The 22148-nt window shown below is 69.8% G+C and carries 19 protein-coding genes; 15 read left to right on the top strand and 4 right to left on the bottom strand.

All coding sequences use genetic code 11. The annotated features are described in order from the left end of the window. Positions 1–2: 2 nt before the first annotated feature. Both H7F49_RS11280 and H7F49_RS11275 read left to right on the top strand, forming a co-directional pair. Positions 3–2510: a TonB-dependent receptor gene (locus tag H7F49_RS11280; protein ID WP_185683701.1), complete on the top strand. Its 2508-nt coding sequence runs from the start codon at positions 3–5 to the stop codon at positions 2508–2510. 97 nt (positions 2511–2607) lie between these two features. Beyond that, positions 2608–3960, top strand: a complete 1353-nt coding sequence (locus tag H7F49_RS11275) for an alginate export family protein (RefSeq protein WP_214647771.1) — start codon at positions 2608–2610, stop codon at positions 3958–3960. Positions 3961–3982: 22 nt separating this feature from the next. Here H7F49_RS11275 and purB read toward each other — a convergent pair whose 3' ends face one another. The 3 genes from purB to radC all read right to left on the bottom strand — a co-directional run bounded on the left by purB (position 3983) and on the right by radC (position 6866). Then, positions 3983–5296, bottom strand: coding sequence for an adenylosuccinate lyase (purB, locus tag H7F49_RS11270; protein WP_185683700.1), 1314 nt, complete (start codon positions 5294–5296; stop codon positions 3983–3985). Between the two features lie 97 nt (positions 5297–5393). Next, on the bottom strand, positions 5394–6125 hold the full coding sequence (locus tag H7F49_RS11265; protein ID WP_185683699.1) for an NRDE family protein: 732 nt from the start codon (positions 6123–6125) through the stop codon (positions 5394–5396). A gap of 33 nt (positions 6126–6158) precedes the next feature. After that, positions 6159–6866 carry a RadC family protein gene (radC, locus tag H7F49_RS11260; RefSeq protein ID WP_185683727.1) on the bottom strand — a complete coding sequence of 236 codons (708 nt, stop codon included), beginning with the start codon at positions 6864–6866 and terminating at the stop codon, positions 6159–6161. A 91-nt stretch (positions 6867–6957) separates the two neighbouring features. Between radC and H7F49_RS11255 the strand changes: the two genes are divergently transcribed. The 13 genes from H7F49_RS11255 (at position 6958) to H7F49_RS11195 (ending at position 20705) form a co-directional block, all read left to right on the top strand. Beyond that, positions 6958–10179 carry an intermembrane phospholipid transport protein YdbH family protein gene (locus H7F49_RS11255; RefSeq protein WP_185683698.1) on the top strand — a complete coding sequence of 1074 codons (3222 nt, stop codon included), beginning with the start codon at positions 6958–6960 and terminating at the stop codon, positions 10177–10179. 11 nt (positions 10180–10190) lie between these two features. Next, the gene (locus H7F49_RS11250; protein WP_235982099.1) at positions 10191–10448 is read left to right on the top strand and encodes a YnbE family lipoprotein; all 258 of its coding nucleotides are present in this window, start codon (positions 10191–10193) and stop codon (positions 10446–10448) included. Between the two features lie 2 nt (positions 10449–10450). Continuing rightward, positions 10451–10849: a YdbL family protein gene (locus tag H7F49_RS11245; protein ID WP_185683725.1), complete on the top strand. Its 399-nt coding sequence runs from the start codon at positions 10451–10453 to the stop codon at positions 10847–10849. Between the two features lie 208 nt (positions 10850–11057). Continuing rightward, on the top strand, positions 11058–11378 hold the full coding sequence (locus tag H7F49_RS11240; RefSeq protein ID WP_328806684.1) for an AtpZ/AtpI family protein: 321 nt from the start codon (positions 11058–11060) through the stop codon (positions 11376–11378). A gap of 43 nt (positions 11379–11421) precedes the next feature. Then, the gene (locus H7F49_RS11235) at positions 11422–12204 is read left to right on the top strand and encodes a F0F1 ATP synthase subunit A (RefSeq protein WP_185683696.1); all 783 of its coding nucleotides are present in this window, start codon (positions 11422–11424) and stop codon (positions 12202–12204) included. A gap of 47 nt (positions 12205–12251) precedes the next feature. Continuing rightward, the gene (locus H7F49_RS11230) at positions 12252–12479 is read left to right on the top strand and encodes a F0F1 ATP synthase subunit C (protein ID WP_185677931.1); all 228 of its coding nucleotides are present in this window, start codon (positions 12252–12254) and stop codon (positions 12477–12479) included. Between the two features lie 92 nt (positions 12480–12571). Further along, positions 12572–13063, top strand: a complete 492-nt coding sequence (locus H7F49_RS11225; RefSeq protein WP_185683695.1) for a F0F1 ATP synthase subunit B family protein — start codon at positions 12572–12574, stop codon at positions 13061–13063. After that, positions 13056–13601, top strand: a complete 546-nt coding sequence (locus tag H7F49_RS11220) for a F0F1 ATP synthase subunit B family protein (protein ID WP_185683694.1) — start codon at positions 13056–13058, stop codon at positions 13599–13601. The genes H7F49_RS11225 and H7F49_RS11220 overlap by 8 nt, the downstream gene beginning before the upstream one ends. A 305-nt stretch (positions 13602–13906) precedes the next feature. Beyond that, entirely contained in the window at positions 13907–15571 is a 1665-nt protein-coding gene (recN, locus tag H7F49_RS11215) for a DNA repair protein RecN (RefSeq protein ID WP_185683693.1), read from the top strand. Between the two features lie 3 nt (positions 15572–15574). Next, positions 15575–16252, top strand: a complete 678-nt coding sequence (locus H7F49_RS11210; protein WP_185683692.1) for a GNAT family N-acetyltransferase — start codon at positions 15575–15577, stop codon at positions 16250–16252. An 11-nt stretch (positions 16253–16263) separates the two neighbouring features. After that, entirely contained in the window at positions 16264–18447 is a 2184-nt protein-coding gene (gene ligA, locus H7F49_RS11205) for an NAD-dependent DNA ligase LigA (RefSeq protein WP_185683724.1), read from the top strand. A 28-nt stretch (positions 18448–18475) separates the two neighbouring features. Further along, complete coding sequence (locus H7F49_RS11200) at positions 18476–19198, top strand: class I SAM-dependent methyltransferase (protein WP_235982097.1); 723 nt, start codon at positions 18476–18478, stop codon at positions 19196–19198. 139 nt (positions 19199–19337) lie between these two features. Next, on the top strand, positions 19338–20705 hold the full coding sequence (locus H7F49_RS11195) for an amino acid permease (RefSeq protein WP_185683691.1): 1368 nt from the start codon (positions 19338–19340) through the stop codon (positions 20703–20705). On the opposite strand, the gene H7F49_RS11190 is transcribed toward H7F49_RS11195, so the two are convergent. Continuing rightward, positions 20702–22114: a methyl-accepting chemotaxis protein gene (locus tag H7F49_RS11190; protein ID WP_185683690.1), complete on the bottom strand. Its 1413-nt coding sequence runs from the start codon at positions 22112–22114 to the stop codon at positions 20702–20704. The genes H7F49_RS11195 and H7F49_RS11190 overlap by 4 nt on opposite strands. Positions 22115–22148: the final 34 nt, after the last annotated feature.

Here is a 22148-nt window from a genome sequence, read left to right as displayed (position 1 = left end):
TCATGCATACGTTCGTCCGTTCCGGCCTGCTGGCCGCCACCGCCCTGGCCGCCGGCCTGACCCTTCTGCCCGAAGCCGCGCTCGCCGCCGATGCCGTTGCCCCGGGCGAGCCTGCCGCCGCCCAGGTCGACGATGACGCGACGGGCGCGCGCGGCGACGTCATCATCGTCACCGCCCGCCGCCGCCAGGAGGCCGCCCAGGCCGTGCCGCTGGCGATTTCGGTGATCAAGGCGGACAGCGTCGAATCGACCGGCAACTTCAACATCGTGCGCCTGCAGCAGTTGGCGCCGACGTTGCAGGTCTACACCTCCAACCCGCGCAACACCTCGGTCAACATCCGCGGGCTGGGGGCGCCGTTCGGGCTGACCAGCGACGGCTTCGAGCAGGGCGTGGGCATCTATGTGGATGACGTCTACAACGCGCGCGTCGCCGCCGCGACCTTCGACTTCCTCGATATCGCCCAGGTCGAGGTGCTGCGCGGGCCGCAGGGGACGCTTTACGGCAAGAACACCACCGCCGGGGCGATCAACATCACCAGCAACCAGCCGACCTTCACTTATGAGGGGCGGGCCGAGCTGACCGTGGGCAACCTCAACTTCAAGCAGGGCAAGGCGGCCGTGTCCGGTCCGCTGTCGGACACCGTCGCGATCCGGCTGGCCGGCGCCGTCACCAGCCGCCGCGGCACGATCTACAACGTCACGAGCCGTCAGTTCATCAACGCGCAGGACAACATCGGCCTGCGCGCGCAGTTGCTGTGGAAACCGAGCGACACGCTCTCGCTGACCCTCTCGGGCGATTACAGCGCGCAGGATCCGGAATGCTGCGGCACGGTCTATGTCCGCACCGGGCTGACCCAGCGCGCGCTCAACCGCCAGTACGCCGCCCGTGTCGCGGCGATCAACGCGGCCAATCCCGGGCGCAACTATGCCGTGCCCAGCACCAATCCGTACGATCGCCTGACCGATCTCGATTCCAACCTGAACGCCGGCAACAAGATCGGCGGCGTCTCGCTCAAGGCCAACTGGGAGCTGGGCGCGGGCAGCCTGACCTCGATCACGGCCTGGCGCTTCTGGGACTGGAAGCCCGAGAACGATCGCGACTTCACCGGTCTGTCGATCGTCGCCAAGTCGCAGAACCCGTCGCAGCAGAACCAGTACAGCCAGGAGTTCCGCTACAATTACTCGGGCGACACGATCGATTTCGTGGTCGGTCTGTTCGGGTTCAAGCAGCGGATCGACACCCAGGGCACCGAGCAGCAGGGCACTGACGCCGCGCTGTGGAGCCTGTCGCCGTCCACTTCGCCGACCAATGTGGCCAACATCCCGGCGACGCTGGCCGGGCTGACCGCGACCAACACCCAGTACCTCAAGAGCGACAGCGCCGCGCTGTTCGGCCAGGCCAGCTGGAAGCTGACTCCCGAGCTGACCATCCAGCCCGGCGTGCGCCTGAACTACGACAAGAAGGAAGGGTTCTACCAGCGCGTGGTGACCACCGGAGCCGGCGTGGTGATCCCCAGTTGCGCCCCCACGGCGACCGCCGGGAACGCCGTGCTGACCGCGCAGTGCGGGGTCTACCAGCCGCAGTTGACCACGCCCTCGGCCAGCGCCTGGAACTTCACCTATGACTTCAACGTCAACTACAAGTTCGCCCGCGACGTGCTGGGCTATGTGACCTTCGCCAAGAGCTTCAAGACCCTGGGCATCAACCAGAACGGTCTCCCGCTTGACGCCAACAACCAGCCGGACCTCAGCACCAGCACGGTCCGCCCGGAATCGGTCCTGCACTTCGAGGCTGGCCTGAAGACCCAGTTCCTCGACCGCCGCGCGACCTTCAACCTCAGCGCCTTCATCACCGACATCAAGGACTTCCAGGCGACGGTGAATGGCGGCCAGTTCGGCACGGTGCGCGGTTATCTGGCCAATGCCGAGAAGGTCCGTTCGCAGGGGATCGAGGCCGATTTCAAGATCGTCGCCAGCGACCGGTTCACCGCCTATGCCAACGGCGCCTACACCGACGCCAAGTACAAGCGCTTCACCAACGCGCCGTGCCCGCCGGAACTCGCTGGCGGCACCTTCTATGCGGTGGGGGTGACGCCGGACCTGTCGCTGGCCGGGGTGCCCGGTTCGCCCAGCCCTCGCGCCTGCGACATCTCGGGCCAGGCGCTGCCGGGCGTATCGAAGTGGGCCTTCTCCTATGGGGCGGAATACAACGTGCCGGCCAAGCTGCTCGAGAAGGACGGGCAGATCTACTTCGGGGTCGACGGCAACTACCGGTCGAGCTGGAACTCGAACGCTTCCCCGTCGCGCTACACCGTGGTCGATGCCTATGCCCTGACCAACGTCCGCGCCGGCTTCCGGGGGGAAGGGCTCGACGTCTTCGCCTGGGTGCGCAACGCCTTCGACACCAACTTCATGGACCTGCTGCAGGTCGCGCCGGGCAATGTCGGGCTGATCGCCGGCCAGCCGGGCGATCCCCGCACCTTCGGCGGGACGATCAAGGTCTCGTTCTGACGGTGTCATACGCCTGAAACCTGAGGGGCCTGTGTGCGCACGGGCCCCGTCATGCTATTGTCGCGGGGCTGCCCGGGGGTGGGCAGAAGGGGGACCCATGCGTTGGAGTGCGATCGCGCTGGCCGGGCTCGGGGCCCTGGCCGGCACAGCGGGGGCGCCGTTGCGGGCGGAGACCGGCCATGACGGCCTGACCGTGACCGGCACGATCCGCCTGCGCCTGGATGCCATCGACGGGCAGGCCCGCACCGGAGCCAACAGCCACGACGTCCTCTACGAAAGCCGCACCCAGATCCGCGCCGCCTGGCAGCGCGACTGGCTGCACCTGGTCGGCGAACTGCACGACAGCCGTGTGGGGGGCGCCAACCCGGGCACGCCGCTGGGCACGGGCGAGGTCAACACGCTCGAGCCGGTGATTGCCTATGTCCAGGCCGATCTGGGGCCGGTGTTCGGGCCGGGCAGCACGGCCAGCGTCCAGGCCGGGCGGCTCGGCCTCTCGCTGGGGTCCCGCCGGCTGGTGGCGATCGACGACTATCGCAACACGATCACCGCCTTCACCGGCCTGCGCGGAGATATCGCCACGCCCTCGGGGATCAAGGCCACGGTGTTCTATGCCCTGCCGCTGCTGCGCCTGCCCGACGACGGGCCGGGGCTGCGCGCCAACCGCTTCGCGCTGGACAAGGAAAGCTTCGACACGGTGCTGTGGGGCGGGTTCCTGGCGCAGCAGCGCAAGGGCTCGCCGCTGCTGCGCGAGATCGCCTTCCTCCACCTCGGCGAGCGCGATGTTCCCGGGCGGCCGAGTCGCGACCGCTCGCTCGATACGCTGAGCCTGCGCCTGGTCCGCGAGCCGCGCCCCGGCGCGGTGGAGTGGGGGCTGGAGGGTATCTACCAGTGGGGCTCGATCAGCGCCACGGCGGCGGCGGGTGCCCCGCGCCAGTCGGTCAGCGCCAGTTTCGTGCGGGCCCATGTCGGCTACAGCTTCACCGGGCCGTGGCAGCCGCACGTGCAACTGGAGTTCGACCGGGCGAGCGGCGATGGGCCGGGGGGCTCCTATGGCCGCTTCGACACGCTCTACGGCATGCGCCGGGCCGATCTCGCCCCGGCCGGGCTCTACAACGCGATCGTCCGCAGCAATGTCGTCTCGCCCGGGATCCGGGTGGAGGTGACGCCGTCGAAGCGGGTCGATGCCTTTCTCGGCTATCGCGCGCTATGGCTGGCCGACCGCCGCGATGCGTTCTCCTCGACCGGCGTGCGTGACGTCAGCGGCGCCTCGGGGACCTGGGCCGGGCACCAGTTCGACGGGCGCATCCGCTGGTGGCTGGTGCCGCAGCGCTGGCGGTTCGAGATCACCACCGTGCTGCTCGCCAAGGGGCGCTTCCTGCGCACGGCCCCCAACGCCCCGCCCGGGGCGACCACGCGCTATGGCAGCCTGAACCTGACCTTGAGCTTCTGAGCGGGACGCGCGCGAACGAGCCCTATTCGCCGAACACCCGGGCGAAGATCGTGTCGATCGCCTTGAAGTGATAGTCCAGGTTGAACTTGTCTTCGATCTGCTCAATCGTAAGTGCAGCAGTCACTTCCGGATCATTCTTGAGAAGTTCCATCAGGTTGAGCTGGCCGTCCGATTCCCACACCTTCATGGCGTTGCGCTGGACCAGCCGGTAGGCCGCGTCGCGCTCCAGCCCGGCCTGGGTGAGGGCCAGCAGGACCCGCTGCGAGTGGACCAGGCCCCCCATCTTGTCGAGGTTCTTCTGCATCCGCTCGGGATAGACCAGCAGCTTGTCGACCACCGAGGTGAGGCGGGCGAGCGCGAAGTCGAGCGTGATCGTGGCGTCGGGGCCGATGAAGCGCTCGACCGAAGAGTGCGAGATGTCGCGTTCGTGCCACAGCGCCACGTTCTCCAGCGCCGGAACCACGGCCGAGCGGACCATGCGGGCCAGCCCGGTCAGATTCTCGGTCAGGACCGGGTTGCGCTTGTGCGGCATCGCGCTCGACCCCTTCTGGCCGGGCGAGAAGTATTCCTCGGCCTCGAGCACCTCGGTGCGCTGCAGGTGGCGGATCTCGACCGCCAGCCGCTCGATCGAGCTGGCGATCACCCCCAGCGTGGCAAAGAACATCGCGTGCCGGTCACGCGGGATCACCTGGGTCGAAACGGGCTCCACCGCCAGGCCCAGCTTCTCGGCCACATACTCTTCCACCGAAGGATCGATATTGGCGAAGGTGCCGACCGCGCCGGAGATCGCGCAGGTCGCCACCTCGGCGCGCGCGGCGATCAGGCGGGTCTTGCAGCGGCTGAATTCGGCATAGGCCTCGGCCAGCTTCTTGCCGAAGGTGGTCGGTTCGGCATGGATGCCGTGGCTGCGGCCGATGGTGGGGGTGTACTTGTGCTCCAGCGCCCGGCGCTTGATCGCGGCGAGCAGGGCATCCAGATCGTCCAGCAGGATATCGGCGGCGCGCATCAGTTGCACGGCCAGGGTGGTGTCGAGCACGTCGGAGCTGGTCATGCCCTGGTGCATGAAGCGCGCCTCTGGACCGACCTGCTGCGCTACCCAGTCGAGGAAGGCGATGACGTCATGCTTGGTCACCGCCTCGATCGCGTCGATCGCGGCGACGTCGATCGCCGGGTTGGTCGCCCACCAGTCCCACAGCGCCTTGGCCCCGCTGGGCGGAACCACGCCCAGTTCACCCAGCTTCTCGGTGGCATGGGCCTCGATCTCGAACCAGATCCGGTAGCGCGCTTCCGGTTCCCAGATCGCGGTCATCGCGGGGCGGGCGTAACGGGGGACCATGGTTCGACTCCTGGCGGACAAGGGCGCGGTGCTGCTGCGGGCCGCTAGGGCGCAGGGCGGCGAATGGCAAGGCCCCGGGACAGGGGGCGGGCCGCTTTCACCAGCGAAAGGCGATGGTTTCCGTCCCTGCGGGGCGGCCGTCCGCATCAAACCGCTGCTCGCAGATGGTGCCTTGCCCATCCCGGTCGACCAGCACGACGGTGGAACACCGCGTGCCATAGTCCGGATCGGCGATGAACACGCTGGACAGGCGGGGCTCCGGGCCGCCCTCGTCCCAGGTGGCGGCGGTCGGCGTGCGGTCGGCCAGGGCGGCGAACAGCGGGGCGGGATCGCCGGTGGCGGCCTGCCTGAGCCAGCGTTCCAGCGCGTCCATCACCCGGCGGGTCTTGGCCCAGGGCGGGCTGATCGGCCCGTTCGACAGGCCATGGACCCCCGGCGTCAGCGGGTTGGCCTGGGGCTGGGGATGGTTGCCGTGGATGCAGGCCCCGGCCGGGTCGACCGTCAGCAGCGTGCAGGGATTCATCGCGGCGAGCCCGGCCGCAGCCGGGTCCGCCCCGCCCAGCACCGCGGTGACCAGCCCCCCGCGTGACGGACGCTCGGGGCGGGGAAAGCCGGGCACGCGGTAATTGGTCACCAGCGCCAGCCGCCCGGCCTCGGTCAGGCCCAGCCAGGTCCCTCCGGCGGACAGGTCGCGCCCGCCGATGATCCCGCTGCCATCGGTCCAGCGGGCCAGCGGAGCGGCGGGGCGGGCGTGGAATTCGTCCCGGTTGGCCGCGATCACCAGCCGCCATCGCGGGTGGGCCTGATGGGCCAGGGCGGCAAGGCACATCAGGCCGGCTTTCCGGATTCGCTCATCGGCTCCCTATATCAGACCCTTGGCGCGGAGCGAGACATGGCCGCCGCGGGCGACGATCACGTGATCGTGAACGGTGATCCCCAGCAGCCGCCCGGCCTCGGCGATGCGATGGGTGATCTGGATATCCGCCCGGCTCGGCTCGGGCGATCCGGACGGGTGGTTGTGCACCAGGATCAGCGCCGCAGCGCCGATGTCGAGCGCCCGGCGGATCACCTCGCGCGGATGGATCGCCGCTTCGTCGAGTGACCCATCGCCGACATGATCGTCGAGAATCAGCATGTTGCGGGTGTCGAGATAGAGAATGCGAACCCGTTCCACCGTCAGATGGGCCATGTCGATGGTCAGGTAGTCGATCAGCGCCTGCCACGAGCTGAGCACCGGACTGGCGCGGACCTGCTCGCGCGCCTGGCGCCGGGCGGCGATGGCCACGATCCGCAGGGCGGCGGCGCTGGCCTCGCCCATGCCCGGGTGGTGCTGCAAGGCCCGGGGATCAGCGTTGAGCACCGCCGCCAGCGAGCCGAAGCGTTGCAGCAGGCTGCGGGCCAGCGGCTTGACATCGCGCCGCGGGATCGCGCCCATCAGCAGCAGCTCGATAATCTCATGGTCGCCCAAGGCATCGATCCCGCCGGCCAGCAGCCGGGCCCGGAGCCGCCCGCGATGGCCGGCCGAGCCGGTTTGGGCTGCCGGCGGGGCATCGGGATCGTCGTCGAACATGTCGGGAGAGGTCAATACGGTCCTCCTGGGGAGCGTGCGACCCGAACCGGCAGCATTGCCTTTCCGCAGGCGAGAGCGCAAGGGTAGGACGATGAGCGAGGCCGCCGCCGACGATCCCCCCGCGCCCCGCGCCGTGCCGATCGAGCCCGAACCGGGCGCGGCTGAATGGCCCGCGGGATCGACCTCGCGCCGGTGGCGCTGGATGGCCTCGGCCGGGTTGCTGATCCTCGCCGGTCTGGGCACCGTCTGGCTGGCGCGGGAGCGTATCGCCGATGGCGTCATCGCCAGCCAGTTGCGCGACCTCAAGCTGCCGGCCACCTATCGGATCGAATCGATCGGCCCCACGCGGCAGGTGCTGCGCGATGTGGTGATCGGCCATCCGGCCGATCCCGATCTGGTGATTCCGCGAGCCGAGGTTGTCCTGTCGTTCGGGCTTGGTGGCCCGCGGATCGGCGCGGTGCGCCTCACCCGGCCCCGGATTTACGGAACCTGGCAGGGGAACCGGATCAGCTTCGGGGTGCTCGATCCGCTCCTCTTCGGACCCTCGGACGGCCAGCCACCGCAGCTTCCCGCGCTCAACCTCACGGTGCAGGACGGACGGGCGCGGCTGCTGGGTGACCATGGGCCGATCGGGGTCTCGTTCGAAGGGCAGGGCGGACTGCGCGACGGTTTCGTCGGCCATCTCGGGCTTGTCGCCCCGCAGCTTCGGGCGGGTGGCTGCACGCTTGAGCGGGCCAGTCTGTTCGGCCAGGTCCGCATCGAGCGGGCCCGCCCGGCCCTGGACGGGCCGCTCCGGCTGGGCGGGGTGTCCTGTCCGGACCGGGGGGGGCTGGCGGCCCGGGACGTGACCATGGGGCTGGCGCTGCGCGGGGACCGGTCGCTCTATGGCGGATCGGGGCGGATCACGCTGCAGACCAGGGCCATGGCTGCCGGTGATGTTCGGGCGATTGGCTGGAACGGCGCGATCGATGCCACCTATCGCGGCGCTGGTCTGACCGCCCGTTATGACCTCATCGGGCGTGGTCTGGAGCAGGCCCAGGCCGCCGCCGGAACGCTCGCGCTGTCCGGGGTCCTGCGCAGCCGCGGCGCGCTCGATCGCGTCGAGGTGGAAGGCACGCTGGATGCCGGGGGCGTGCGGGCGGGCGCGGAGCTGCGCCGGCGGCTCGGGGCGCTGGAGCAGGGTGGGGCCGAGACGCTGGCCGCGCCCTTGCTGCGGCAGATGCGCACGGCGCTCGCGCGCGAGGAGCGCGGCAGCCATCTGCGCGCGCACTACGTGCTGCGCGCCGGGGCGCTAGGTTTGAACCTGGTGGTGCCGCAGGGGCGGCTGACCGGCGGCAGCGGCACGACCCTGCTGGCGCTGTCACGGCTGCAGTTGGGAATCGGGCAGGGGCCCGCGCGGCTGGCTGGCAATCTGGTGACGGCCGGGCGTGACTTGCCGCAAATCAGCGCCCGGCTGGAACCGGGCCTGCGGGGCCGCACCCGGATCAGCCTGACCATGGCCGACTATCGGGCGGGCTCGGCCCGGCTGGCGGTGCCGCGTCTGATCGTGGAGCAGGATCGCAGCGGCGCCCTGGCCTTTGCCGGGGCCGTGCAGGCCAGCGGCGCCCTGCCCGGCGGGCAGGTGACCGGTCTGACCGTGCCCATCGCGGGACGGCGCGATGCGCGCGGGCGCCTCGCGCTGTGGCCGGCCTGCACCAAGGTGACGTTCACCACCCTGGCGATCGCGGATCTGGCGCTGGATGGTCCCGGCCTGAGGCTGTGCCCGGTCGCCGGCGGGGCGATCGTGCGGGACGATGGCCGGGGACTGCGGCTGGCGGTGGGAACGCCCTCGCTCGACCTCGCCGGACGGCTGGGCGGCACGCCGTTGCGGATCTCCAGCGGAGCGGCGGGCTATGCCGAACCGGGCGGGCTGTTCGTCAGCGCGCTCGATATCACGCTCGGCCCGGCGGCGACGGCCAGCCACTTCCGCATTGCCGATCTCAAGGCCCGGCTGTCGGGCGATCCCGCCGGGACCTTCGCCGGGGCCGACGTGCGGCTGGCCGCCGTTCCGCTTGACCTGCGCGAGGCAGCGGGGACCTGGCGCTACGCTGGTGGCCGGCTGACCATCGATGATGCCCAGTTCAGGCTGGAAGACCGTGAGCGGGTCCCCCGGTTCGAGCCCTTGCAGGCCGCCGGCGCCAGCCTGACCCTGGCCGACAACCGCATCACCGCGAGCGCCCGCCTGAGCGAGCCAGAATCGCGTCGCGACGTGACCCGCGTCGCGCTGGTCCATGATCTGGCGACGGCCCGGGGCCATGCCGACCTGGACGTGGCCAGGCTGACCTTCGACAAGGCGCTCCAGCCCGATCAACTGACCCGCCAGTTGCTGGGCGTGGTCGCCAATGTCAGCGGAACGGTCGAAGGCGAGGGGCGGATCGACTGGGCCGGGGATCGCCTGCGCAGCACCGGCCGGTTCCGCACCGCGGCGCTGGACCTGGCCGCCGCGTTCGGCCCCGCCAAGGGCATCCGCGGCGAGGTGGAGTTCACCGATCTGCTCGGCCTGGTCACCGCGCCGCACCAGCGGATCACCATCGCTTCGATCAACCCGGGGATCGAGGCGCTCGACGGCGAGATGCGGTTCCAGCTCAAGCCCGGCTCGGTCGTGGCGATCGAGGGCGCGCGCTGGCCGTTCCTGGGCGGGGCGATCGCGCTGCGACCCACCGAACTGCGATTCGGCGTGGCCGAGACGCGGCGCTTCGTGATCGACATTGCCGGGCTCGATGCCGCGCACTTCATCGAGCGGATGGAGTTGAGCAACCTCTCCGCCAACGGATCCTTCGACGGCAGCCTGCCGCTGGTGTTCGACGAGAACGGGGGGCGGATCGAGGGCGGACTGCTGGTCTCGCGCCCGCCGGGCGGCAACCTGTCCTATGTCGGGGCCCTGACCTACAAGGACCTGTCGCCGATCGCCAATTTCGCCTTCGATGCGCTGAAGTCGCTCGATTATCGCGCGATGCGGATCGCGATGGACGGAGCGCTGGAGGGCGAGATCGTCACCCGCGTCCGGTTCGACGGGGTCAAGCAGGGCGACGGGACGCGGCAGAACATCCTCACCCGCCGCCTGGCCCGCCTGCCATTGCAGTTCAACGTCAACCTGCGCGCGCCGTTCTACAGCCTGATCACCTCGGTCAAGGCGATGTACGATCCGGCCTACATCAAGGACCCGCGCAGCCTGGGCCTGGTCGATGCGCAGGGGCGTCCCCTGTCGCGTCCGGCCCAGGCCAGGCCCGTGGCGCCCGGCATTCAGCCCCCAGTCAGCGAGACCAAGCCATAATCCCTCGTGAATTGACCGATCGCGCTTCGCTTGCGAAAACGCTGCCGATGCAGGGACGAAGCAAGCGGGGCCGGGTTCGGGGCCATAAGGTGATGCTGGCGGCAGGAATGCTGGTGGCGGGATCGCTGGCGACGGGGGGGTGCATTTCGGTGAATGCGCCCGACAAGCCGATCGTCATCGAACTCAACATCAACATCCAGCAGGAGGTGGTCTACCGCCTGGCCGCGGATGCGGACAAGACGATCGAGAAGAACCCGGAGATTTTCTGATGATGGCCGCCACCCTGTTTCGCCGCTCTGTCTCCGTCGCGGTCCTGGCCGCCACGCTCGGCGCCGCCCTGGTCGCGGCCCCGGCGCTCGCCCAGCGCGACCCGGCCTATGCCGCCGCCCGCGCCGCCGGGCAGGTGGGTGAGCGGATGGACGGCTACCTCGGCTTCGTCGTCCCGCCGAGCGGGGATCTGAAGGCCCTGGTCGAGGACCTCAACATCAAGCGCAAGGCGGTCTACGCCCAGCAGGCCCAGGCCCAGCACGCCACGGTCGAGGAGTATGCCTTCACCGCCGGTTGCCAGGCCATTGCCCGGACAGCGCCCGGCGAGAAGTACCAGGCGCCCGACGGTTCGTGGGCGACCCGGACCAGCGCCCCGCCGCAACGCGATCCGCGCTGTCCCTGAGCTTCGCCGGCCCGCGCGGCCGCCCTTGCCGTGACCCCGCCGCGACCCCGCTCCGGCGGGGTTGCTGTTTGGCGGCCATGGGGCCGGGACGGCATACCAAAGGACAAAGCCGATGCGGTTGACTCGGTTTAACCGCCCGCCTAAGGGGGCGGCGCTCTCGGCGGGTGACCGTTGGGCGTGCCGAGCACCACAGACCGCGGAGCAAGGCGTGACCGACGAAACACCCGAAGAGAAGTCCATCGGCGAAGACGCGCGGATCGACGCGCTCGAGCAGCGGCTGAAGGCCGCGCGCGAGCGGGAAGAACAGCGCAATGCCCCGGTCAAGACGGAGTCCGACGCGAACTATCGCATGGGCAACCGGGTGCTGGGTGAGCTGGTGGGGGGGCTTGCAGGTGGCGCGTTCATCGGCTGGGTCGTGGACCAGGCCCTGGGCACGACACGGCACCAGGGGCTCCTCGTGATGTTGTGCATGGGGGGCGTCGTGGCCTTCCGGAACATCATCCGAATTGCCAGCCGTCCGCCTGAATAGGTTGATTGGCAAAGATTTTTGGTCGAACACGGGGTTACGGAAAGTGGCGGAAGGCAAGGTCGATCCGGTACACCAGTTCACGATCGAGCCGTTGTTCGGCACCGATCATCTGGCGATCGCGGGCTACAACATCGCTTTCACCAATTCGGCGCTGTGGATGGCGATCACCGCCCTTGTCCTGATGGTGTTCATCGGTGGCGGCGCGAAGCAGGCGGTCGTTCCCGGTCGCTGGCAGATGGCGGTGGAAAGCTTCACCGGCTTCGTCGACGATCTGCTGCGCTCGAACATCGGGGCCAACGGGCGCAAGTACCTGCCCTACGTGTTCTCGCTGTTCATGTTCATCCTGTTCGCCAACCTGCTCGGCCTGCTCCCGCTGGCCCTGGTCGGCCTTCACCCGTTCACCCCGACCAGCCACTTCACGGTGACCGGGGTGCTCGCGATCATGAGCTTCTCGATCGTGCTGGTGGTCGGCTTCGCCAAGCACGGCCTGCACTTCTTCTCGCTGTTCGTGCCCCACGGCACGCCCGTGCTGATGATCCCGATCATTTTCCCGATCGAGCTGATCTCGTTCATGGTGCGCCCGTTCTCGCTCGGCCTGCGTCTGTTCGTCGCCATGATGGCCGGCCACGTCCTGCTGGAAGTGCTGTCCGGCTTCGTCATCTCGGGCACCAACGGCGGCGCGCTCACCTTCGGCATCGCCGCGCTGCCCAGCTTCGTGCTGATGGTTGGTATCTGCGCGCTCGAGCTGCTGGTCGCCGGGATCCAGGCTTACGTTTTCGCCCTTCTCACCTGCGTCTATCTGAACGACGCTGAGAACCTCCACTGATTTCTCAAACACATTCCCTAACGGAATAAGAACAAGGAGTTTTTGACATGGACGCTCAGAGCGCAAAGCTTCTCGGTGCTGGCCTGGCCGCAATCGGCGCTGGCCTGGCCTCGCTCGGTGTGGGCAACGTCTTCGCGAAGTTCCTGGAAGGCGCGCTGCGCAATCCGGGCGCTGCCGACGGCCAGCAGGGCCGCCTGTTCATCGGCTTCGCCGCCGCGGAACTTCTGGGCCTGCTGTCGTTCGTCGTCGCGATGATCCTCGTCTTCGTCGCCTGACGAATTCGACCGACTGACCGCCCGCGGGCGGCGGCGCTCCTTCACCGGACGCTCCGCCCCGGGTCGACCCGTTCCAGCCCGGGACCTGTGCAATGCCTCAGATAGCTCAGCTGGCCACCACCTATTCCAGCCAGATCTTCTGGCTGCTGGTGTTCTTCGGCCTTGTCTTCTTCGTCGTCGGCCGGGGCATGGTGCCCAAGGTCATGGCGACGGTCGATGCGCGCGACAAGCAGATCGCCGCGGATCTGGCTGCGGCGGATGCCGCGCGGAAGGCGGCAGACGCCCAGGAAGAGGCCTGGCGCACCCAGGCCAATCGTCAGCGTGCCGAGGCCCAGGCGACCATCGCCGCGGCTAAGGCCGAAGCGGCCAAGGCGGCCGAAGCGCGGCTGGCGGTGGCAGGGCAGGGCATCGATGCCCGCCTGGCCGAGGCCGAGGCGCGCATCGCGGCGGCCCGGGCCGGCGCGCTGGATGAGATCGAGGCCGTCGCGGCCGAGGCGGCCGGGGACATCGTTGCCCGGCTGGCAGGCCTGACCGTCGATGCCGCCACGGCGCGCGGCGCGGTGAAGGAAGCGCTCCATGGCTGATCTGATTGCCCTGCTCGCCGCCGCTGCCGAGCATGCTGGCGGCCACGAAGCCGCCGAACCGACCGTGGCCGGGCTCGGCGCCGGCTGGTTCGTCGCCCTGGCGATGACCACGCTGATCCTCGTCATGCTGTGGAAGAAGGTTCCCGGCGTGATCACGTCGGGGCTCGACAAGTCGATCGCGGAAATCCGCCATCAGCTCGACGAGGCCAAGCAGTTGCGGGCCGAGGCCGAGGCGCTCCGCCAGGAGTATGCCGACAAGATCGCCAATGCCGAACGCGAGGCGGCCGAGATGCTCGACCATGCCCGGCACGAGGCCGAAGCCATCGTCAAGAAGGCCGAGGCGGACACGACCGACCTGATCGCCAGGCGGGAAAAGATGGCGGGCGAGAAGATCGCCGCCGCCGAACTGGCGGCCGTCCAGGACCTGCGCGCCCGCGCGGCTGCGGCCGCGACCGCTGCGGCCGGTTCGCTGATCAAGGCCCGCCACGATGCCGGGGCCGACAAGGCGCTGGTCGATCAGGCGATCGCCGGGATCTGATCCGGGACGTCATTGGTTATGCAAAAGCCCCCGCTTCGGCGGGGGTTTTTTGTTCAGGTTCGCGCAGAGGCGCAGAGGCGCGGAGGCGCAAAGAGGTCGCGGCAGCGGCAGCGCCGCGCTCTTGTTCAAACTGCGCATTGGATCGCACCGGTTGTTGCGCCCGCTTCGCGGGGGGGGGGGGCACGCGGAAGATCTCTGCGCCTCTGTGCCTCTGCGCGAACAAAAAACTGGTGATCGCCGCGGCGCAATGGCGTGACCTCGCCGCTTGCCTTCGCTAGAACAGCGCGCGAACATATGGCCTGCCGATGCTGACCCGACTTGCGATCCGCAACATCGTCCTGATCGAGGCGCTCGACCTGGAGTTCGGGCGCGGGCTGGGCGTGCTGACCGGCGAGACCGGCGCGGGCAAATCCATCCTGCTCGATGCGCTCGGCCTGGTGCTGGGCAACCGCGCCGACAGCGGGCTGGTGCGGGCGGGCGAGGACAAGGCATCGGTTTCGGCCAGTTTCGAGTTCGAGGTCCTGCCCGAGGGCATCCGCGCCGCGCTGGCCGAGGCCGAGGTCGAGTTGGAGCCCGGCGAACCACTGATCGTCCGGCGCCAGCTCAAGCCCGATGGCGGCAGCAAGGCCTTCCTCAACGACCAGCCGGTGGGCGTGGCCCTGTTGCGCGATATCGCGGCGTTTCTGGTCGAATTGCATGGCCAGCATGACGATCGCGGCCTGGTCAATCCGCGGGGACACCGCGCCCTGCTCGATCGCTACGCCCGGGCGGACGTGGCCGGGGTCGAGGCCGCCTGGCGCACCTGGCGCATGGCGGAGGACCGGCTGTCCGCCTTGCGGGCGCGGGTGGCCCAGGCGGCGGCTGACCAGGACTTGCTGCTGGCGCACCTGGCCGAGCTGACGGCCCTTGCACCCGTTGCCGGGGAGGAGGACGAGCTCGCACTGGCCCGGGCCACGATGCAGAAGGGCGAAAAGCTCGCCGGGGATCTGGCCGAGCTTCAGCACTTGTGGCTCGGATCGGATTCGGCGCTGGCCCAACTGCGCGGCGCGGCGCGGCGGCTCGACCGGATCGCTGCCGAGCACCCGCTGCTGGCCGAGGCGCTGGCCGCGCTGGACCGTGCCGTGGTCGAGGCCGGGGAAGCCGAGGATCGTCTTTCGGCCGCCGCCGAGGCGCTGGCCCACGATCCCGCCGCGCTCGACCGGATCGAGACGCGCCTGTTCGATCTGCGCGCCGCCGCGCGCAAGCATGGCTGCGCGGTGGACGATCTGCCCGACCGGATGCAGGTGATGCGGGCCCAGCTCGACGCGATCGAAGGCGGCGAGGGCGAGATCGCCGCTCTGGCGGCCAGCGCGCAGGAAGCCCAGCTTGAGTACCAGGCCCGGGCCGAGGCGCTGTCGGTCATGCGGGTCGAAGCGGCGCAGCGGCTGGATCGCGCCGTGGCGGCCGAGCTTGCGCCCCTCCGGCTGGACGCCGCGCGCTTCCGCACCCAGGTGCTGCGCCTGCCCGAAGATCGCTGGGGTCCCGGGGGCATGGACGCGGTCGAATTCCTGATCGCCACCAACCCCGGTGCCGATTTCGCTCCGCTCGGCAAGATCGCCAGCGGCGGCGAACTGTCGCGCTTCATCCTGGCACTGAAGGTTGCCCTGGCCGAGGAAGGCGGGGCGGCGACGGTCATCTTCGACGAGATCGACCGCGGGGTCGGCGGTGCGGTGGCCAGCGCGATCGGCGAGCGGCTGGCCCGTCTGGCGGCGGGTGGCCAGCTGTTGGCCGTCACGCACAGTCCGCAGGTCGCCGCGCGCGGCAACCGGCACTACTTCATCGAGAAGTCGAGCGAGGGGACCGTCACGCGCACCTCGGTCGCCCTGCTCGATGCGGCCGGGCGGCAGGAGGAGATTGCCCGGATGCTGTCTGGCGCCGAGGTGACTCCCGAGGCCCGCGCCCAGGCGGATCGCCTGCTCGAGCAGGCCTGAGCGGTGAACGATGCGCTCGATTTTCCGGTGTGGCACAGCCTGACCGGTCGCCAGGCCCATCTCGCCCGCCGGCATGGCGGGGCGCTGCGGATCGATCCGGCCTTCGGTCCGTTCGCCGCGGCGGCACCGGGGGCGGAACGCGATCTTGCGGCCCTGATCGACGATGGCGGTGAGCTGTGGATCGTGCAGCCCGATGCGCTGGCCGCGCCGCCGGGTCTGCGGGTCATCCGCGAGGCCCCGCTGGTCCAGATGATCGCCGATGGCCCGGGTCCGGGCCTGGAGGCCGACCCGGACATCGCGGTGCTCGGCGAGGAGGACGCGGACGCCATGGCGGCGCTGGCGCAAGCGACCCGGCCCGGTCCCTGGGGCCCGGCGACGCGGCGTTACGGCCCGTTCTATGGGGTCCATCGCGATGGCGGGCTGGCGGCGATGGCCGGCGAGCGGATGCAGCCGCAGGCCGGACTGGCCGAGGTCAGCGGGGTCTGCGCCTGGCCGCAGTATCGTGGGCAGGGGCTGGCGGCACGGCTGATCCGACGGGTCATGGCGGGCTTCGCCGCGCGCGGCGATCGGCCCTTCCTGCACAGCTATGCCGGCAATGCCGGGGCGATCCGGTTGTACGAATCGCTGGGCTTTCGCATCCGGCGCGACATGATGGTCACGGTTTTGGGGAAGGCAGAGTGAATCCGGCGGACATGAGCGAGGCCGAGGCCGCGAACGAGCTGATGCGGCTTGCCCGGCAGATCGCCCACCACAATCGGCGCTACCATGCGGAGGATGCGCCCGAAATCTCTGACGCCGACTATGACGCGCTGGTCCGCCGCAATGCCGCGCTGGAGGCCGCCTTTCCCCACCTGATCCGGCCTGACAGCCCGTCGCGTCAGGTCGGTCATGAGGTGTCGGCCTCGCCCTTGTCCAAGGTCACGCACGAGGTGCGGATGATGAGCCTGGACAACGCCTTCAGCGACGAGGACGTAACCGACTTCGTGGCGCGGGTGCGGCGGTTCCTGAACCTGCCCGAGGATGCCCCGGTGGCCCTGACCGCCGAGGACAAGATCGACGGCCTGTCCTGTTCGCTGCGCTATGAGCAGGGCCGGCTGGTCCGCGCGGCGACGCGCGGCGACGGGCAGGTGGGCGAGGACGTGACCGGCAATGTCGCCCACATTGCCGACATTCCCCAGATGCTGACCGGCGAGGTCCCCGACCTGTTCGAGATCCGCGGCGAGGTCTACATGGCCAAGGCCGATTTCCTCGCGCTCAACGCCGCGCAGGAGGACAAGGGCGACAAGCTCTTCGCCAACCCGCGCAATGCCGCGGCGGGATCGCTGCGGCAGAAGGATGCCCGGGTCACCGCCAGTCGGCCTTTACGCTTCCTCGCGCACGGCTGGGGCGCGGCCTCCGCCGTGCCAGAGACCTCCCAGTACGCGATGATGCAGCGGATCGCGGGCTGGGGCGTGCCGGTGTCGCCGCTGCTGGTGCGGTGTCCGGATGCCGCGACGGCGCTGGCGCACTATGCCGCGATCGCCCACCAGCGGGCCGACCTGCCCTATGACATCGACGGCGTGGTCTACAAGGTCGACAGCCTGGAATGGCAAGGTCGTCTGGGTTTCGTCGCCAAGGCGCCGCGCTGGGGCCTGGCGCACAAGTTCCCGGCCGAACGCGCCGAGACCACGGTGGAGGCGATCGACATCCAGGTTGGCCGCACCGGCAAGCTGACCCCGGTCGGGCGGCTGCGGCCGGTCTCGGTCGGCGGGGTGACCGTGACCAACGTCACCCTGCACAACCGCGACGAGATCGCCCGGCTAGGCGTGCGGGTGGGCGACCGGGTGGTGCTGCAGCGCGCCGGCGACGTCATCCCCCAGGTGGTCGAGAACCTGACCCGCGAGGCGCCCGGCGATCCCTATGCCTTTCCCGACCACTGCCCCGAATGCGGGTCCGAAGCGGTGGCCGAGGAGGGCGAGGTGGATGTGCGCTGCACCGGCGGGCTGGTCTGCCCGGCCCAGCGGACCGAGCGGCTGCGCCACTTTGTCAGCCGGGCGGCGCTCGACATCGAGGGGCTGGGCGAAAAGACCATCGCCGAATTCTTCACGCTGGGCTGGCTGGAAAGCCCGGCCGACATCTTCCGCCTGCGCCGCCGCCGCGACGAGATCGTCGGGCGCGAGGGGTGGAAGGACAAGTCTGTGGACAACCTGTTGGCAGCGATCGAGGCCAAGCGCAGCCCCGATGCCGCCCGGCTGCTGTTCGGACTGGGCATCCGCCATGTCGGCGCGGTGACGGCGCGGGACCTGATGAAGCGCTTCGTCACCCTGCCAGCGCTGCGAGCCGTGGCGGCGCTTGCTTCCTCCCCGGAACGGGGAGGGGGACCGGCGGAGCCGGTGGAGGGGCACCGTGGCGGGCAGGGAGAGCTTGGGTTCGGGGGCGAGGTTATGCCCGCCGACAGCCTGCCCCTCCACCACCCTGCGGGTGGTTCCCCTCCCCGTTCCGGGGAGGAAGCCCGCGCCGAACTCCTTGGTATCGAAGGGGTCGGCCCCGTCGTGGTCGAGGCGCTGGGCGATTTCTTCCATGAACCCCACAACGTGGCGGTGTGGGACGACCTGCTTTCGGAGGTCTCTCCCCCGGACTACGTGGTCGAAACCAAGGACAGCCCGGTGGCAGGCAAGACCGTGGTCTTCACCGGCAAGCTCGAGACGATGAGCCGCGACGAGGCCAAGGCCCAGGCCGAGGCGCTGGGGGCGCGGGCGGCCGGGTCGGTGTCGGCCAAGACCGATCTGGTCGTGGCGGGGCCGGGTGCCGGATCGAAGCTCAAGCAGGCCGAGGCGCTGGGCATTCCCGTGATCGACGAGGCCGGCTGGGCGGAGATTGTGCGAAGCGCGGGCTAGGGTGGTCCGCCAAACGAGGAGACTGGGCATGCGTGTGATGGCAAAGATCCTGACCGGCGCCGTGGCGCTGGCGCTAACCGCTCCGGCGCTGGCCAAGCCGGCGGCCCCGATCGCTGCGGCCGTGGCGGACAAGGCCCGTCCGGCCGATGACACGGCCCGCGATGCGGCGCGCAAGCCCGCCGAGATGCTGGCCTTCGCCCAGATCCGTCCCGGCATGAAGATCGGTGAGCTGCTGCCCGGGACCGGGTACTTCTCGCGCCTGTTCGCCAGGGCCGTGGGGCCGCGCGGGACGGTCTATGCCTGGCTGCCCGGCACCGGCCCGAGCCGCATGACCGAGCGCTTCGATCCGATACTTAAGGCCTATCCCAACGTCAGGCTGGTGCGGGGCGATGCCATCGCCGCCCCGGAAAAGCTCGACATGATCTGGACCAGCCAGAACTATCACGATCTCTACCTGCGCGGCGGCAACGCCGATGCCACGAACAAGGCGGCGTTTGCCGCGCTCAAGCCCGGCGGGACCTACCTGGTGGTTGACCATCGCGGCGCGGCGGGCACCGGGACAAGCGAGGCCGGCACCCTGCACCGCATCGACGAGGCGGCAGTCATCAGCGGCGTGCTCAGGGCCGGCTTCGTCATGGACGACGAATCGATGGCGCTGCGCCGGGTCGAGGACGATCACACCCTGCCGGTGTTCAAGCTGCACGACGCGACCGACCAGATGGTCCTGCGCTTCCGCAAGCCGGCCGGCTAGGGCCCGGCTTGCCTTTCGCCCGGCCCGCAGGACCGGGTCGGGCGGGACCCGATCCGACCGTGGCTAACCCGCGCCGGGCCATTGCGGAGCGGCGATCTTGCGGCAAGTATCGCCGCCCCAGCGATCCCAGGAAGCCCATATGATCCCGACCGAACCGACCGCATCTCCTCATGCCCCGCTGACCCGCAGCCTGTCCTGGCCGCACCTGATCGCGCTGGGGGTCGGCTCGATCGTCGGCACGGGCATTCTGACGCTGATCGGGGTCGGCGCGGATCGGGCGGGGCCGGCGGTGCTCCTGTCCTTCGCCATCGCCGGAGCGATCTGCGCCTGCGCGGCGCTCGCCTATGCCGAACTCTCGGCGATGATGCCCGCAGCGGGCAGCGCCTACAGCTACAGCCACAAGGTGCTGGGTCCGGGCATCGGCTGGATCGTCGGCTGGAGCCTGATCCTGGAGTATTCGCTGGTCGTCTCGACCGTCGCGGTCGGCTGGTCCGGCTATGCCGCCCCGCTGCTCGAGGCGGTCGGCGTTCCGGGCGCGCTGGTGAAGGGGCCGGAGCTGGGCGGGATCGTCAACCTGCCGGCGATCCTGATCATCGCCGTGGTGGCGGGCATGCTGGCGCTGGGCACGCGGGAAAGCGCGCGGATCAACACCGTGCTGGTCGTGGTCAAGATCCTGACGCTCAGCCTGTTCGTCCTGGTGGCACTACCCGCGTTCGATGCCTCGCACCTGACCCCGTTCATGCCCTATGGCTTCAGCAAGCATCTGGGCCCGGACGGGGTCGAGCGCGGCGTGATGGCCGCCGCGGCGATCATCTTCTTTGCCTTCTACGGCTTCGACGCCATTTCCACGGCCGCCGAGGAGGCGCACAATCCCGGACGCGATCTGGTGATCGGGATCCTGGGTTCGCTGGCGATCTGCACGCTGGTTTACGTGCTGGTGGCCGCCGCGGCGATTGGCGCGCGGCCCTTCGCCGACTTTGCCCAGAGCCCCGAGCCGCTGGCGCTGATCCTGCGCCAGATGGGCCGCGAAGGGGTGGCGCGGGTGGTCGCGATTGCCGCGATCATCGCCTTGCCCACCGTGCTGCTCGGCTTCCTCTATGGCCAGAGCCGGATCTTCCTCGCCATGGCGCGTGACGGCTTCCTGCCCACCTCGCTGGCCCGGCTCGGCGCGCGCGGAACCCCGACGCGGGTGACCACGCTGACCGCCGTGATCGTGGCGGTGCTGGCCGGCATCCTGCCGATCTCGGAGATCGCCGCCCTGGCCAATGCCGGGACGCTGATCGCCTTTGCCGCGGTGGGCATCTGCCTGATCACGCTGCGCCGCCGGCAGCCCGAGGCCGACCGGCCGTTCCGGGTGCCGGGGGGCATCCTGGTCGGCTGCGGGGCCGTCGCGGGGTGCCTCTACCTGTTCATCAGCCTGCCGACCAAGACCCTGATCGCCTGCCTGATCTGGAATCTCCTGGGCGGAGCGATCTACGCCGTGCGGGGCCGGCCGGGCCGCCGTTAGAAGGCGGACCAGTCATCCTGCGGCGCCTCGGCGAGGGCCAGGTTGCCGGCCACGGCCGGCCGGGACGCCGGCCGGGCGGCTTGCGATGACGGAACGCGCGGCGCGGGGGTGGCATGCCGCGCGGCGGCTTGCGGGGCATGGCCGGTGCGAAAGGCGTTGACCAGCCGGGTGAGTTCGTCGGCGCGATCCGCCAGCCCGCGCGCGGCAGCGGTGCTCTGTTCGACCATGGCGGCGTTCTGCTGGGTCATGCGGTCCATCTCGCCGATCGAGCCGTTGACCTGGGACAGGTTTGTCGCCTGGCGGCCAGCGGTATCGGCGATCGACTGGACGCTGCCGCGCACCTGGCCGATGCGATCCACGATCTTGGCCAGGGCCGAGCCAGTCTCTCCGACCAGGGCCACGCCTTGCTCGACCTGGCTGTTCGAACGGCTGATCAGGGCCTTGATCTCTTGCGCGGCGTCGGCCGAGCGCTGGGCGAGGGCGCGGACCTCGTTGGCCACGACGGCGAAACCCTTGCCGGCTTCCCCGGCCCGCGCGGCTTCGACCCCGGCATTGAGTGCCAGCAGGTTGGTCTGGAAGGCGATCCCGTCGATCACGCCGACGATCTTGGAGATCTCCTGGGCGGAGGTGTGGATGGCCTGCATCGCATCGACCGCCCGATCGACCACGCGGCCGCCTTCGCTGGCCTCGCCATGGACCTGGCTGACCGAGCGGTTGACCTCGGCCGCGGACTCGGCGTTGGTCTGAACGCCGGTGCTCACCTCGCTCATCGCGCGGGTGGTGCCTTCGATGGCCGCGGCATTCTGTTCGGTGCGGGTCGACAGATCGTCAGTGGCGGCGCGGATTTCCGAGGCGCTGGCATGGATATCGTAAGCCGCGTCAAGCACCGCGCCGATGGTTTCGCGCAGCGCCGCCGTGGCGCGATTGAAGTCCTGGCGCAGCTGGTCGTACTCCGGTGCCAGCGGTTCGTTCAGGGTGATCGACAGGTCCTTGCTGGCCAGGTGCTGCAGCCCTTGGCGCATGGTGCTGACGATCCGTTCGAGGGCGGCTTCCGATTCGCGAATGGACCGGACGTTGTGCGCAAACACGGCCATGGCCTTGGTCATTCGGCCGACGCAATCGTGATGCTGGGTGTAAAGCACCGGGCTGTCGATGTCGCCCCCGGCCAGAGCCTCCATGCGGACCACCGTGTCCACATAGGGCGTGCAGACAAGGCGGCTGAACAGCGGAACCAGGGTGAGCGTCGCCAGCAGGACCAGGGCCGAGACCCCGATGGGCCACAGAGCTCCGGGTGATCGCGCGGCGGCCACGGTGGCCAGCAGGCCCAGGGCGGACAGACTGCCGTGAACCGCCAGCATGAACCGGAACTTCACCCGGATCGGAGCATCGCGTTCGAACCACCGCAGCATCGCCAACTTCCTTTTTGGACGAGGCCGCTCTAGG

This window comes from Novosphingobium aerophilum, assembly GCF_014230305.1.
GTDB lineage: Bacteria > Pseudomonadota > Alphaproteobacteria > Sphingomonadales > Sphingomonadaceae > Novosphingobium > Novosphingobium aerophilum.
The sequence above is the reverse complement of the archived record's forward strand: the minus strand, read 5'-3'. Positions and strand labels throughout refer to the sequence as shown.

Excerpts from the sequence above, each read along its gene's own strand:
- H7F49_RS11280 (WP_185683701.1), top strand. The coding sequence starts at position 3 with ATGCATACGTTCGTCCGTTCCGGCCTGCTGGCCGCCACCGCCCTGGCC.
- H7F49_RS11275 (WP_214647771.1), top strand. The coding sequence starts at position 2,608 with ATGCGTTGGAGTGCGATCGCGCTGGCCGGGCTCGGGGCCCTGGCCGGC.
- purB (WP_185683700.1), bottom strand. The coding sequence starts at position 5,296 with ATGGTCCCCCGTTACGCCCGCCCCGCGATGACCGCGATCTGGGAACCG.
- H7F49_RS11265 (WP_185683699.1), bottom strand. The coding sequence starts at position 6,125 with ATGTGCCTTGCCGCCCTGGCCCATCAGGCCCACCCGCGATGGCGGCTG.
- radC (WP_185683727.1), bottom strand. The coding sequence starts at position 6,866 with ATGTTCGACGACGATCCCGATGCCCCGCCGGCAGCCCAAACCGGCTCG.
- H7F49_RS11255 (WP_185683698.1), top strand. The coding sequence starts at position 6,958 with ATGAGCGAGGCCGCCGCCGACGATCCCCCCGCGCCCCGCGCCGTGCCG.
- H7F49_RS11245 (WP_185683725.1), top strand. The coding sequence starts at position 10,451 with ATGGCCGCCACCCTGTTTCGCCGCTCTGTCTCCGTCGCGGTCCTGGCC.
- H7F49_RS11230 (WP_185677931.1), top strand. The coding sequence starts at position 12,252 with ATGGACGCTCAGAGCGCAAAGCTTCTCGGTGCTGGCCTGGCCGCAATC.
- H7F49_RS11225 (WP_185683695.1), top strand. The coding sequence starts at position 12,572 with ATGCCTCAGATAGCTCAGCTGGCCACCACCTATTCCAGCCAGATCTTC.
- H7F49_RS11220 (WP_185683694.1), top strand. The coding sequence starts at position 13,056 with ATGGCTGATCTGATTGCCCTGCTCGCCGCCGCTGCCGAGCATGCTGGC.
- recN (WP_185683693.1), top strand. The coding sequence starts at position 13,907 with ATGCTGACCCGACTTGCGATCCGCAACATCGTCCTGATCGAGGCGCTC.
- ligA (WP_185683724.1), top strand. The coding sequence starts at position 16,264 with ATGAGCGAGGCCGAGGCCGCGAACGAGCTGATGCGGCTTGCCCGGCAG.
- H7F49_RS11200 (WP_235982097.1), top strand. The coding sequence starts at position 18,476 with ATGCGTGTGATGGCAAAGATCCTGACCGGCGCCGTGGCGCTGGCGCTA.
- H7F49_RS11195 (WP_185683691.1), top strand. The coding sequence starts at position 19,338 with ATGATCCCGACCGAACCGACCGCATCTCCTCATGCCCCGCTGACCCGC.
- H7F49_RS11190 (WP_185683690.1), bottom strand. The coding sequence starts at position 22,114 with ATGCTGCGGTGGTTCGAACGCGATGCTCCGATCCGGGTGAAGTTCCGG.